At 49.6% G+C, this 14,696-nt stretch carries 9 protein-coding genes; 2 read left to right on the top strand and 7 right to left on the bottom strand.

The features are described from left to right. Positions 1-14: 14 nt before the first annotated feature. From EL628_RS09675 to EL628_RS09655, 5 genes are all read right to left on the bottom strand, one after another. Positions 15-3,794, bottom strand: coding sequence for a tetratricopeptide repeat protein (locus EL628_RS09675; RefSeq protein WP_161975384.1), 3,780 nt, complete (start codon positions 3,792-3,794; stop codon positions 15-17). Positions 3,795-4,125: 331 nt separating this feature from the next. Continuing rightward, positions 4,126-5,430, bottom strand: coding sequence for a GTPase ObgE (obgE, locus tag EL628_RS09670; RefSeq protein ID WP_126579748.1), 1,305 nt, complete (start codon positions 5,428-5,430; stop codon positions 4,126-4,128). 296 nt (positions 5,431-5,726) lie between these two features. Next, a complete protein-coding gene (locus EL628_RS09665) occupies positions 5,727-6,227 on the bottom strand; it encodes a hypothetical protein (protein WP_126579747.1) in 501 nt (166 codons plus the stop codon). Between the two features lie 134 nt (positions 6,228-6,361). Further along, a complete protein-coding gene (locus tag EL628_RS09660; RefSeq protein WP_161975383.1) occupies positions 6,362-7,993 on the bottom strand; it encodes a serine/threonine protein kinase in 1,632 nt (543 codons plus the stop codon). Between the two features lie 196 nt (positions 7,994-8,189). Then, complete coding sequence (locus tag EL628_RS09655; protein WP_126579745.1) at positions 8,190-9,785, bottom strand: serine/threonine protein kinase; 1,596 nt, start codon at positions 9,783-9,785, stop codon at positions 8,190-8,192. A 523-nt stretch (positions 9,786-10,308) separates the two neighbouring features. Here EL628_RS09655 and EL628_RS09650 point away from each other — a divergent pair. Then, the gene (locus EL628_RS09650; protein WP_161975382.1) at positions 10,309-11,106 is read left to right on the top strand and encodes a sensor histidine kinase; all 798 of its coding nucleotides are present in this window, start codon (positions 10,309-10,311) and stop codon (positions 11,104-11,106) included. Between the two features lie 104 nt (positions 11,107-11,210). Next, entirely contained in the window at positions 11,211-11,867 is a 657-nt protein-coding gene (locus tag EL628_RS09645) for an ATP-dependent Clp protease proteolytic subunit (RefSeq protein ID WP_126579743.1), read from the top strand. A 79-nt stretch (positions 11,868-11,946) separates the two neighbouring features. Here EL628_RS09645 and EL628_RS09640 read toward each other — a convergent pair whose 3' ends face one another. Both EL628_RS09640 and EL628_RS09635 read right to left on the bottom strand, forming a co-directional pair. Beyond that, a complete protein-coding gene (locus EL628_RS09640) occupies positions 11,947-14,199 on the bottom strand; it encodes a sodium-translocating pyrophosphatase (protein WP_126579742.1) in 2,253 nt (750 codons plus the stop codon). Between the two features lie 214 nt (positions 14,200-14,413). Beyond that, positions 14,414-14,680, bottom strand: a complete 267-nt coding sequence (locus EL628_RS09635) for a hypothetical protein (protein ID WP_126579741.1) — start codon at positions 14,678-14,680, stop codon at positions 14,414-14,416. Positions 14,681-14,696 lie beyond the last annotated feature (16 nt).

Here is a 14,696-nt window from a genome sequence, read left to right as displayed (position 1 = left end):
AATTCTAATTCTCACTATGTCTCGACGCTTCGGGCTGGCTTGGGAGCTGTTGCCATCTGGCTCTGCAAAAAATTTCTGTTCTTAAGCGGCAGTTTGAGCTCTGTAGCTATCTCTGCCGCTTGCTGATAATAACCATCGGCCTCTTCTGTCGCATGCATTTCCTGTGCAACATCACCCAGACCAACAAAGGCATCACAGACTAACCGGAGCGCACCATGCTCTTGCGCCAGAAGCCGAGCCTGCTCATAACAGTTCCTGGCCTCTAGCGCTTCGCCTTCTGCCAGTTCCAATTCCCCCTGTGCGTTTCCTATCCAGGCCAGCGCAATGCGATTACCAGAAGCACTAAAAAGAGCTCTGGCTTCCTCGTAACAGGCACGAGCGGTCATCAGGTCAGAGCGCTGCACTAGAATCGCTCCCATTACACCAAGCGAGTAAGCAATCCCTAACGGAAACTTCTGTTCACGAAACAGCGTCAGGGCCTCCCGCACTAGCTTTTCCGCAGACTCTCGTTGAGCTAAAGCCAGGTACGCAATGCTCTGCTGTACCTGTACCCAGGCCTGAGAACTCATCAGGCCTTGTTCAGTAAAAATAGCCTGTGCCTCATGATATTCTTGTATAGCTTCTTCATATCTGCCCTGAGCGGTAAAGATACGGCCTCTCTCTAACCAGGCCGTAGCCAGACCAACCCCTTCGCTTTCCTGCAAGAAGTTGAGCAATGCCTGCTCTAATAGCTCCAGAGCTCCTACATAATCGGCACATTCCTGCTGAATCTCCGCAAGCACTATCTGGCACCAGCCCTCGCCCTTGCTATTTGCCATCTCATGGAAAAGCCGCTGGCCCTCCTGTACATACTTCCTGGCTTGCTGAAGATTCCCTTCCTCTAATTGGAGCCTTGCTAGCTCATAGAGGGTCCAGGGGACATCGGCACATTCTTCTTGCTGCTTTAACAGACTCAGGCTCCCATGCAGACAGGCATTGGCCTCGGCATACTGACCCATCTGCCGCAAAATGGCTCCTAAACGACATTGAATTCGCCCCTCCAATGCCCTCTCTTTAAGGCGTGATGCATGAACCGCAGCCCGACGCAACAATTGCTGCAATTCAAGGGTATACCCTCTGCCGGCCAGGACCCACGAAGCACGCACCGCCACATTACTGGCCTCACGAAGATCCTGAGAATCTCCTGCAGCCTCCAGATGCTCAAATGAGGCAAACCATTCTTCAGGTCTGGGCTGAGGCAGATGACTATAATACTCTGCCACAACACGATGGACGCGCCGCCGCTCATTGGCAGGCAGATGGGCAAGAGCAAAGTGAGCAACCTGAGGGTGAATAACATAGCCACGTCCATCAAATTGCATAAATGATGCCTGTACAAGCTCATCGCGAGCAGCACGCCAGTCCTTCACAAGTTCTTGAGCCAGTTGCTGGCCAGATGATGAGGGCTCAGTCTCCCTCGACAACTGGGGTGATTGAAGATGTTGCTGCGCCGCAGTCACGAGGAGGAGGATCTGTTCTCGATTAAAAGGCAACTTAAAGGCCGAGAGATACGAGAGCAGGAGAGCGGCAGCAGGCTTCAAACGTCGATAGGAGACCTCTAGCACTGCGAGGATACCTGCAAGCGGGCTCTCTCTCAACTCGTCACGTACCTCTTCTAATGATCGTGTAGAAGCCTCTGGGGCATAGACTGTTCCGCCTATTGAGCGAGCAGTCCCAAAGATCAGCTCAGCACCTAAAGGATAGCCATCTAATAATTGACAGATCTCGCGCATAACTCGCTGTTGATGAGGATCATCTAGATGGATACGTTGATCCAGGCCACTGGCTGCTGCAAGCTCAGTAAACAGATTGAGGAGATCAGACTCCGCCATCTTGCCAACACGATATTCATACCAGCGGCAGTGCGGGCCATCCACGACCAGCATATGTTCAGGGTTCGAGCGAGAGGTAACCATGACCACAACTTCCTGAGGCAGCCCTGCTAGAAATTGGAGCCAGCGCTCTAGCTCTGCTCGCTCGCTAATCTCTTCAAAACCATCAATTAATAAAAGGCTGGAGAGCTCACGACTGGCAAGAGAACGTAGAGTCCCTTGAACCAGTCGCACCCGTTGTTTGACATCAACAGTTGGAAGATTGCGCACTGGGATGCGCAGAGTAGTGATCAGTTCTCCCAGTCCATCAGCAAATGATTTGCCATCCTGAAGGGAGAGGCCCATAATACCACCCTGAAATTTCTCGCGATTACGTCGTACAATCTCAAGGGCCAGAGCACTTTTGCCAATGCCACCAGAACCTGTAATCGCAATATGATGGGTAAAGGCCGTCCGAGGTCTACTAGAGCGCTCCGATCGCTTCTCACCTGTAGCTGCCAATACCAGATCATTGAGCTCTTTTAATTCTCTTCCACGTCCAACAAATGTAGCTGGAGGGCCCAGATGGACGAGAGGATGACCATGATCGCCGATAGTATCCCCCGTCATAATCAGGGGCGCTGGTCCCTCATCACCATCAGTAACATGACGATAAAGCACAGGGATAAACCAGCTCTTCTGTTGCATTGGAAGAAGGGCTTGCCGGGCTCGCGAAAGAGCCTCCTCAAGCGTTCGCCCCTCAGCAAGAGCTTCATAAAAATGATACATAAACGTTGGACTCAGATCATCCTGCAAGGAGAATGGCATTGCTACAACCGCAGGAACCTGGGCTGTCACAAGAGCTGTGGCCAATGTCGCATCAACAGCCGCATGTGCCTGTGATGGCCCTTTTCGTCTCTCCGTAAAGGTCGCTGTCTCACAGGCAGCAAATACTGCAAGGCGCACATCGCTACTCAAAAAGAGGCCACGCAGAGATTGGGTATCAATAAAACGTTTTGAACCATCCTCATCGCAAAAACAGAGATAGGTCTGAGCTTTAATCCTGGTTAAACCAGCGCCACAATGTGCACACAGGCGTATATCTGGTCCATTCATGGTTCGACAATCATCACGCGGGCAAAGCTTCCCATATGCTCCATGCCCATCAAAATGCACAACATAGCAGGGAATCGTCGTATCGCTATCATCCAGCATTCCTGCGCCACCATAAAGATTCAAATAACGCACCAGTTGACTAAAGGTAGCTGGCTCTAAACGATCAAGGAAGATCTGCCCACTCTCAATCAGCGGACTCAATGCCTCTTCCATTGCAGCAAAACTACGCTCTGTCTCCAATGGGGCACAATCATGTGGTGATGCGGAGATATAAAGGACCCGAAAGGGAGGATGAACTGGAAGCTCACAGCCTCCTGGCAGATCTGGACGCAGCAGCGCACGGCTCAGCGTAAAGATACCAGAGACAAGGAGAAAATGATCTCCATTATGCAAAAGCTCCCAGGGATAGCGCACAAACTCTTCACAACCAGGACCAAAACAGAGCGTTAACGCCACTGTCCCGCGCCGCTTTAACGTACGATGTATCACACTGTGCAAAAGAGTCTGGACAGGAGGATGAGTAGCCTCCAGATGCTTAGGATCATTACCGCACAAGGCTCCATACAGGCGTCGACCGATATCACGTAGCTCCGAGTCCCGGCTATCGAGACCGTTGAGCTTCTTCTGGAGAGCACTGACCTGCTTACTTGAATAGGGAGGGAGAAACTCACCAGAGACGGTGTTGCCTGACCAGCTTTCTTTCACCTGCACTTCATATGTGCCATCAGTGCGCGAATTAAATAATATTGTTACTGTTTCACCCATGATATCTGTCTTATTCCCGCTCTTCTGTGTGCTGTGAATCTCTTCTGAAAATAAAGGTTTCATGCAGGGGCGGTGAAACCCTTTCATGAACGTCTACTCGGCGAAAGGTTGAGTCTGGAGGCAATCTTACCTTTTTCATTGATAATTAAGCGTATTAAAGCATAGCACACCCCTACCCCAACGTCAAGAGTAGCAAACAGCCGGCCTTTATAAATCATTTCTGGAACAGAAGCTTGTAAGTTGAAAGAAAGCGTTCTGACCGTATCTGCTCTCATTCTTTCGTAGGTAGACTTAAACGGCGAGATTCAAGTTAAGCCAGAATGGGTCCGGCAGATGGTAGCAATCGATCGCTACCATCTGCCGGACCCATTCTGGCTTATCAGTGTGGGAAAGGCTACTCACCCCAGAAGAGTTCAACACGGCCAAAGCGGACGGTATCACCAACCTTAACGCCTGCCTGCTCCAGGGCTTTCGTCACGCCCATCTTCTCAAGCATGACCTGCATACGATCCATACCCTCTTCACTATCCTGGTTCGTCATACCCACCATGCGCTCAACACGCTTGCCACGTACAACATACACACCATCTTCCTTACTAACCGTGAAGGCATCATCGGCCACCGGGCGCAATACGGGACCGTCAGGTGAGATGACGGGCTCCGCAGCAGCTCGTTCGGCCTCTTCTCTCTGAATCTCCTGCAAACGCCGAGAGGTCTCTGCCATCAGTTCATCTACATCTTGATGAATGACCGCAGAGATCGCAAAGGCAGGATAGCCAGCGGCCTCTACCTTCTGTTTAAAGTCTGGCCAGAGCGCCTGAGCTTCAGCAGTATCCATCTTATTAAGCACGACAATCTGTGGACGTTGACCTAACTTTTCATCGTATTCACGTAACTCACGATTGATTGTCAGGAAATCTTCCCAGGGATCACGCTCTTGTACAGCCCCATCAACCATATGGATCAACAGGCGCGTTCTCTGCACATGGCGAAGAAATTCGTGTCCCAATCCAACGCCCTGTGCAGCCCCCTCAATCAAGCCAGGAATATCGGCCAGGACAAAGCTATACCCATCACCACGGCGAGGCTGGCCCACCTCAACAACACCCAGATTCGGTGCCAGGGTCGTAAATGGATAATCAGCAATTTTGGGACGAGCAGCCGTCACAACTGAGAGCAGCGTCGATTTACCGGCATTCGGATATCCAACCAGACCAACGTCGGCGATCATCCGCAACTCAAGTGTGATAGTACGTTCTTGACCTGGTTCACCCTTCTGGGACTCTTTGGGCGACTGGCGTGTCGAGGTCGCAAAGTGTGTATTCCCAAGTCCGCCACGTCCACCACGTGCAACCATCACCCGCTGGCCCGGGTCCAGCATATCGGCAATAACTTCATTGTTCTCAGCATCACGAATAATCGTGCCACAAGGAACCATTAAGATCACATCCTCGCCTTTGGCTCCGTGCATTTTCTGTCGTACACCTGGCTCGCCTGGCTCAGCCTTAAACTGGTGACGATAGCGATAATCAATCAATGTATTCAGATTATTCGTGGCTTCAAAGTAGACGCTCCCACCGCGGCCACCATCGCCGCCGTCAGGCCCGCCAAAGGGAGCGAATTTTTCGCGACGAAAATGCATTGAGCCATCTCCGCCATCGCCAGCCTTCACAAAAATTTTCGTATGATCGTATAACATGACACATCCCTAATGCAGTTCTTGCTGCACAATTTCTTATCGTAGCTACTCTAGTACCATCTTTGCGGCAAAGGGGAGTATATCACAAATCACCACTGGGCGATAGAGCACTAGTAACCTCTCTCTGGTTGGGAAACAGGGCTCCTTGCATGGACCAGGTATGCACCAAAAAAAAGAGACTCATAGAATGTGGTCTTGTGTCCAACTATTTATTGACAAATATTGGGCACAAGACCACATTCTATGAGTCTGATGGCATTGTTGCGGATGCCTCATGTTATCGCATTATTTGATGGCTATAAGAGACCGCCTCGATTATTGCCACCGAGGTTTCCACCTCCACCAAAGCCACCACCACCCAAAATCTGCTTAGCCGCCAGAGCTGCAATCCCTGCGACAGCCATTTTGGCGATCGGGCTTCCTAATGCTCCCCCTGGCGAAAAGATCTGGTGCAGAATATCCGGCTGCTGTTGCTGAGCATAACCCGTTAAACGTGAGGCATCTACTGGTGACATAGCATATGGATCCGTATTCTGAATTCCTGACTGCCGGGGATCAATGCCACGCTGGGTCAGGCCATTCATAATACTTTGAAGTAGCCCACCACGTTGTTCCTGAGGCATCTGTTGATAATATTGTTGATGCACCTGATCAACCATCTGAGGGGGCGCATTCTGGATGAATTGATTGTAATTCTGCCAGGCCTCCTGATGAGGAATCTGATGGTAGTTTCCCTGGTCCCAGGAATTGGCATACTGCTGATACATCGGTTGATTATTCTGATTAAACGGCCACATACAACACCTCTTCTTCTATTTTCACGTTCATCTGTTATTTCATTTAGCGAATTTTTTCGTACAACAATATGTATACTACGATAGGCAATAAAGAACGGCTTCAATCTGCTCTGGCAAAAGTATTGAGAAGAAGCTTACGCCGTTGGCCTGACGGTCCAATCTCCCCAACCACCTGCGCTCTTATCGCACTGGCCCTGCCCTCGATAGCTACAATAGGTTCCTGAGATGCTGCGATCACTCTGAACGCTCCCCTGAAACAGAAGGGGCAACAGGCCAGAGCCAGGACTGGGAACGGTAAAACTGATTGAATTGTCGCTCCCCACTGTCCCTGTAAAATTGCTGCTGCCGAGAAGACCATTGCCCAGGAGGAGATACCCGCTTAGCGTGCCACTCTGCTGCTGAACATTCTGCAAAGCCATGCTCACACTGGTCGCAGGATCGGTATAACGATCATTGATCGTCCCTCCATATCCTCCAGCCAGAATGGGATAGCTTGCTGGTGGCGTGGTGGGAACGGCGGTTGGGACGGCTGTAGGAACAGTCGTTGGAACCGTGGTTGGCTCTACAGAAGGGGTATTTGTAGGAACGCTGGTAGGAATAGCCGTAGGCTTACTCTCAGGCGTTTTTGTTCCCGCTGTACTTGTTCGATGAGGAGATGGCGCACTGACAACTGCTGTCCCCTTTTGCGGCGCGCTCATCCCAGAAAAGAGTAATCCTCTCCCCCAGACCAGTCCACTTAGCAGAGCAAGCAATGCCAGACATGCAAGTAGGATCAATAGCATACGTGATTGCTTTCCTCGACGCACAGGTATAACCTCTGTAGCACGCCGGGTAATAATAGTCGTAACTGGAAGATCACGTTTCTGCGTCTGCGCAGGAAAGGCAAGAGGAGCCACAGCGGGTGTAAGAGGGATACGCTCGATAGTCTTTTCCTGCAATGCTTGCCAGAACTCTTCAACAGTGGCAAAGCGATCCTCACTGCGAATAGAGAGTGCGCGTTGGAGAGCATCCGACACAAACAGCGGAATATCCGGCATAATTTCATGCACTGGTTGCAATGGATCACCGCGTTTGCTCCCTATCTGCGTCATCCGATAGAGTGCATCAATCGGAACCTCTCCCGTTAACAGCGTATAGAACGTAGCGGCCAGACCATACAGATCCGTCTGAGGATTTGTACCGCTGGCATACTGCTCTGGAGCACCATATCCAGGAGAACAACGCCGAATCGCAGTCGTTGTAGCATCCATATCGTATTCTTTGGCAATGCCAAAATCAACCAGTACTGCCCCCTCACCAGTACCAGGAATAATAATATTCGAAGGCTTAATATCTCTGTGAACAATGGGGGGCTCGAGATGGTGCAGATAAGAGACGGCCTCAATAATCGGAGCCATCGTTCCCATGACCATTGAGAGGGATAAACGATGCTCGGGCATCTCTTTTCGCACAATCTCAAGGTTCGGGCCCGCAATATAATCCATCAGAATATAGGCCCGACGCCTCTTCTCATCCTCAAATGTCCGATAAACCGCCGGTAAAGAGGGATGATTCAGGCGCTTTAACAGCTCGCCTTCTAAAGTAAAGCTCTCCCGTTCCCTCTGACTGGCATCAACAATCTCTTTCAGAGCAAAAACATTGCCCTCGAGCCGTGTATCTCGTACAAGATAGACAGCTCCAAAGCCCCCTTTGCCCAAGAGCTCTTCCACACGGTAGCGTCCCTGCACTACACTACCATTCTGTAGCGTCATTTTGACATCTTGCACGTTCTCAAACCTCATCAATATCATTTTTTATGGTTAAAAGTCAAAAAGCTTTTCCTGGTTTTTCGCAAACATAACGGAGACAGACCCAATAGGAGAAGTCTCATCTTATACGTACTATAGAACAACACGGGTGGAAGCTCTATGCAGTTTCAGCATTCGAGCAGGTAGGAAGAGAAGAACATCCGACGGAGAGTATTCAGGGGGAGACGCTCCAGTTGCCATAGCCCCCTTTCGTATAATTGCAATGATTATTCTCCATGCTACAATACGCACCGCTGATACTTCCATCCGCTTGAATCCGCCCCGCAAAGACAAGTGGAAGCATGGTATTTTGTATCGACACACGAAATTGAATCTTCCGGTCATTTCCGACAGTGCCAGTGAATTTCCCATCACTCATCAGATTGAGTCCCGCAGAGAAATATCCGCTGATGAGCGAACCACTCTGTTGAATCAGCGAAAGAGCCATCGTTGAATCACTGGCCGCTGGTGCATCATGAATATTTCCATAATAGCTTGTCTGTAACTGAGGGTAGACCGTCTGGTCTGAAGCAGGCGGAGATGGAGTGAGAGCAGGAGATGGCTGCTTCAACAGCGGTGAGGAAGACGAGGAATGGGTAGGGACAGAGACTGGAGCACGTGAAACTTGCAAATGATGTTTGTCCCACCACGCATTTGTCCCCAGAGCAAGCCCTAGACTTAAAGCAACAAGCATCACGACCAGCATCATTGCAATGAGCGATGTCGTTCGTAACACAACCTGACCGCGTGGGCGAGAGGGCCGAACAAGCAAGGGTGGAAGTGACAAAGGCGTTGCAGGAGCACAAGTGGGCGAAGCAATCAAAGACAAGATATCGCTCTGTTCAAGAGAATGAGCCTGAGTTTCAAGCTCAAGATCAAGGCCAGGATCGGTAATGGGGTCCTCTTTAGGTACTAACGGAAGATGAGGCACATTCTGAAGGGCGTCCCAGAACTCCTCTACCGTCGCAAAACGATCCTGGCTATTTACAGCCATCGCACGCTGAAGGATCTCCGCAACAGCCGGGGGCAACGTAGGTACCACAGCCGTCGCCAGATCAAGAGGATCCGCGCCACGACCACTCAGACGGGTAATTCGATACAAAGCATCAATAGGAACGACTCCCGTTAAAAGCGCGTAAAAGGTCGCCCCCAGTCCATAAATATCGGTCTGTGTGCTGGTCCCATGAACATACTGTTCAGGAGCACCATAACCAGGAGAGCAGTGCCGAATGGCAGTCGTTGTGGAATCCTGATCATATTCCTTCGCGATACCAAAATCAACAAGCACTGCCCCTGCTTCATTGACGAGCGGAACAATAATATTTGACGGCTTGATATCACGATGAATAATCGGTGGCTGCTGGGCATGCAAATACTTCACGGCTTCAATAATCGGGGCCATGAGCTGCATAACCTGGGAAAATGAGAAACGCTGCAACGGTTGACGCTGACGCAGATGCTCTAGATTTGGACCATCGATATAGTCCATTAACATGTACAGACGATTATTTTTTGTATCCTCAAACACACGATAGACATGAGGGAGAGCCGAATGGTCTAAACGTCTTAAAATCTCGCCTTCGAAGGCAAAGCTAGCCCGCTGATGCACATTGGGCTCGACCACTTCTTTCAGGGCAAAGAGATTGCCTTTTACCCGCCGATCCCTTACCCGATACACAGCCCCAAAACCACCCTGGCCGAGTAGCTCCTCTACCGTATAGCGCTCTCTTACCACTTTCCCTCGTGGAAATCTCGTCTGTACTACTCGCATCCCATTACCTCAACTTTACATTGCGCACCTACCTTGATTATATGCGAAAGCAGTGGTGATCAGCAAGATCTACTACAAGATGTTTTTTTATCTCAACCAGATTACAACTTTCTTTCCCACCAGTTCGAATTTTATCGATTTATGATTGTGGAGAGCGGTGAACATGCTCTAATGACAAAACAAAATCATCGTCTTCGTCTATCCGCTCTGTAAACGGTGAAAGAAAAGGTACCTGATCTCTTTATCTCATAAGTCTTCTCTCTCAATAAAGGCTCTCTCCTCCAGGCGTTTTCATAGGGCTACTTTTACCTGACAATGTCTCGACTTGACAACGATGGTACGTATCATAAGAAAGGCAAAACAAAACATACCTTTAACAACTTTTACTACTGTGATCGATTACTTTATGTGGGGTATTGGTGGAATTATGCGAATTTTCTTCTCACAATTGAGGAAACTGACATGGCGCTTCTTTAAGGTGTGTCTAAAGCTTCTCATCATGTTGCTTGGACAAGAGTTGTTTATGAACAAAAAAACCGAGCTAAAAATGCGTACGATCGCCCGTCAAGAATCGCAATTGCGCATAAGTGAATTTGTAAGTACTGTCGGGCATGATATCAAGACTCCTCTGACAAGCATTAAAGGGAACATTCAGTTGCTCCGTCGCCGGCTCAGTACCAATCGGCTCTCAGAACGGCCAACCGAGATCAATCAGGCGCTCACTGAGGCACGAGAGTTGTTAGAACGTACAGATATACAGATCAATCGGCTCACCCAATTTGTCAACAATCTTCTGGAAAGCTCTAAAATCTCCAATAATACTATGGATCTGCTCTTTGAGGTGGGAGAGCTTACAGAGCTTGTGAATGAGGTGCTTACCAATCCACATTATTGCCAGCCCGAGCGAACTATTCACACTCATCTGCCCGCAGAACAGAATATCTTTATCCTGGCCGATGTCAATCGCATTAAACAGGTGATTATTCACTATCTCTCTAATGCCCATAAATATTCAGAGCTTCATCAGCCCATTGATATTACCCTTTCTGAAGATGGAAAGATGGCCTGTATCGCAGTACAGGACTATGGACCTGGTATTGCTGCTCGCGAGCAGCAAAAAATCTGGGAGCGCTACTACCGTATTCCCAATACATTTACCTTCAACGGAAGCGAGGTTGGGCTGGGGCTGGGGCTGCATATTAGTGCTCAGATTATTAAACAGCATCGTGGTCAAGTGGGCCTGACAAGCAAGTTGGGACAAGGCTCAACGTTCTGGTTCAAGATCCCTCTGGCCGAGACAAGCCTGAACCATCTCACATAACTCCAACTCCATCAATGGAACTTGCTATGCAGAACAGTTCAAAAAAGTTGTATACTTTAAGAACTAGATTCAACAAAGTTTCCCTTGATCAGGAGTCGATATTGATGACAAATTTCAACCCACGTGATCCAAAATGGATCAAAGAGTCGCGCGAGTTCCTGGAGCCTCGAGGTATTATTCCTCAAGTGGTGGAGACCTCCGCTCGTGGCACGATTGGCCAGGACCTTTTCTCTCGCCTCTTAAAAGAGCGCATCATCTTTATTGGTACCCCCATCAATGATATGGTGGCCAATAGCGTTGTTGGTCAGCTCCTCTATTTGCAGAGTGAGGATGCCACCAAAGATATTAGCATGTATATCAATAGCCCCGGCGGCGTTATCTATTCCGGTCTGGCTATCTATGATACTATGCAATATCTCCGTCCAGATGTCTCAACAATCTGTATGGGAATGGCCATGAGCATGGGAGCTGTGATCCTGGCGGCTGGCGCCAAAGATAAGCGCTATACGCTGGCCAACTCTACCATTCTGATCCATCAGCCACTTGGTGGTGCCGAGGGTCAGGCGACCGATATTGAGATCACTGCTCGCGAGATTCTCCGTTTACGCCAATCGCTCTACGATATTCTTGCCAAACACACTGGTCAACCCATTGAGCGCATCAAACAGGACTCAGATCGCAACTACTATCTGAGTGCCGAACAGGCCGTCGAATATGGTCTGGTAGACGAAGTTATTACCAAAGAGCAGACCTCTCTGTAACAAGAAGGCAGCTTCAATACAGCAGACGGCGGCACCACTTTGTGATGCCGCCGCTCTCTTGCCTTCTGAGAAGATGAACTTAGTGGTGCAAGAAGTAATAAAGGGGGGCGAGCACCAGGGTGATGGTACTCAATAACTTGATCAAGACATGGAGTGAGGGGCCAGCAGTATCCTTGAAGGGATCACCAACGGTATCGCCAATAACGCTGGCTTTATGGGCTTCGCTCTTCTTTCCAAGTACAATTCCCTGAGGGTCATCGCGTCCCACGACCAATCCTTTGACATCAACCCGCAAGAAACCCGCCTCTATATACTTTTTCGCATTATCCCAGGCTCCCCCACCATTATTGAGGAAGAGAGCCATCACAATACCTCCCATGGTACTGACCATTAACATACCAGCGGCAGCCTGAGGCCCCAGGATAACGCCAACCAGAATGGGCGTGAAAACGGCAATTGCTCCAGGCAAAATCATGGCTCTGAGAGCTCCATTTGTACTGATATCCACACAACGAGCATAATCTGGATCAACACGCTGCGCTGGATCTTCCGCCATGATGTTGGGATTCTCTTCAAATTGGCGTCGAACCTCTTCAATCATACGCTTGGCCGCCGTTCCTACTGCACGAATGGCCAGTGAGCAGAAGAAGAAGATGAGTGTAATCCCAATCAAAGCTGCAATAAAGATTGCAATATTGGCCAGATTGACGCTGTAGACGCTTGCATTGTGGTTGAAACCATACAAGACATCTAGATAGGCACTAAAGAGCAAGAAAGCTGCCAGAGCGGCTGAACCCAGTCCATATCCCTTGGTTAGAGCTTTTGTCGTATTCCCAACACTATCAAGGGCATCGGTTACCGCGCGTACAGACTCAGCCTGACCTCCCATCTCACTGATACCACCTGCGTTATCTGTAATCGGCCCAAACGTATCCATTGCCAGGACATACGCACAGCTCATCAGCATTCCTACCGTTGCAACTGCGGTCCCAAAGATGCCTCCAAGATTGATCTCACCTGTATGCAAGGTATTGGGAATCTGGACCTGGCTACCGCAAAAATACGAGAATCCCAGGGCAATACAGATTGCGAAGACTGGCATGACGACACACTCAAACCCAATGGTAATTCCACTCAGGATCGTGGTCGCAGGGCCAGTAAGGGACGATTCGGCGATCTCACGCACCGGTCGCCACGTTCCGGCAGTGTAATACTGCGTGATAAACACAAAGGCAATACTCAAGACAATTCCTGTACACCCTGCAAAACTATACCAGAGCCAGCCAGGAATCCCGTAGTTCCCTGGAATAGTGTTCCCCAGTAAGAGATAGCATCCAAGAAAGATGCCAACCACGGAGATAGCACAGGTGATATAGTAGCCAAGGTTCAATTGCTGCATTGCAATCTCACTCGGATCACGGCCAGCAGCTTGCTCGGGCTCAATGACACGCTGAGGACGAATGGAGAGAACACCCACTGAAGAAGCAATAATACCAAACGCTCCTAAGACCAGTGGGAAAAGCATCCAACCTATATTGCGCGTGGCAAGGTAGAGGGTTGCGCCCAGAATCATCGTGCCTATATTCTCTGCTGCTGTAGATTCGAAAAGGTCTGCACCACGTCCAGCACAATCACCGACATTATCTCCCACCAGGTCGGCAATAACCGCCGGATTACGAGGATCATCCTCAGGAATACTGGCTTCGACTTTCCCAACAAGGTCAGCTCCAACATCAGCCGCTTTCGTGTAGATACCACCGCCAAGCTGGGCAAAAAGAGCCACAAAACTGGCACCAAACCCAAATCCAACCAATAAAGAGGGCGCGAGATCCGGATTGGTAAAACCGCCAAAGAGCATAAACAGGAGCGTGACGCCCAGGAGAGAGAGTGCCACGACAAGAAAACCTGAGACCGCGCCACCTCGTAAAGCTACAACCAGTGCCTCGCCAAGACTGCGTGTTGCAGCACTGGCCGTTCGACTGTTGGATTGTACTGCGACGTACATTCCAATATACCCTGAGACGCCAGAACAAAAGGCTCCAACGAGAAACGCAGATGCCGTATGCCAGGCCAGATTGATCTTATCTGCCTGTGATCCCTGACCCAATAGCGCCAGGACAATCCCTACGACGATGGCAGCTACAAGCGCTAAAAGCGCAATTGTTCGATATTGTCGATGTAAAAAAGCTGTCGCTCCTGCAAAAATAGCATTCGCGATCTTCTGCATTCCCGGCGTTCCCCTATCTTTTTGCAACACATACCTTACCAGATAGATGGCAAAAAGAACTGCCAGAAGGCTCACTATAACAGGCACCCAGATGTAATTGACCATGAGCTAATCTTCCTCCTACGACAGTTGGCACTTATCAACACTGATTTTCGACCAGGCCATCAACACAGTTCACTGTCCAGGCCCTCCCAGAAAGAGATCTTGCAAGACAGTGACATCGGAACTGTATCGCCAACTAACATATTATCATATAATTTATGATACTTCGCACGCGATCAAAGCGCGGCGGCTTCTTCCACTCCGGGGTATGCAACCTTCAGAGTAGATGTCTCGAAGGGATATCCTGTGCGATCTCGCATAGAGGCATGATCGGGTCTGTATTCACCTTCGTGTGATGCGTCAGCTTTTCCAGTGCCGGTAATGCATCTTTGTTCGAAAGCTGGAGCAGGTTCTCATGAGCATTGATTACGTCAAAGTAAAAGTTCACGACACGGTTAAATAACGCCTGATTAGCAGCAAACCATTCCAGATGGTTCGACTGACAGGTGAACTTTTGCCTCAACGTGATCGTCACCTTTGCCATGCCTGAGAATCCTTTC

This window comes from Tengunoibacter tsumagoiensis (genome assembly GCF_003967535.1).
In the GTDB taxonomy this organism is placed as follows: Bacteria; Chloroflexota; Ktedonobacteria; order Ktedonobacterales; family Ktedonobacteraceae; genus Tengunoibacter; species Tengunoibacter tsumagoiensis.
The sequence above is the reverse complement of the archived record's forward strand: the minus strand, read 5'-3'. Positions and strand labels throughout refer to the sequence as shown.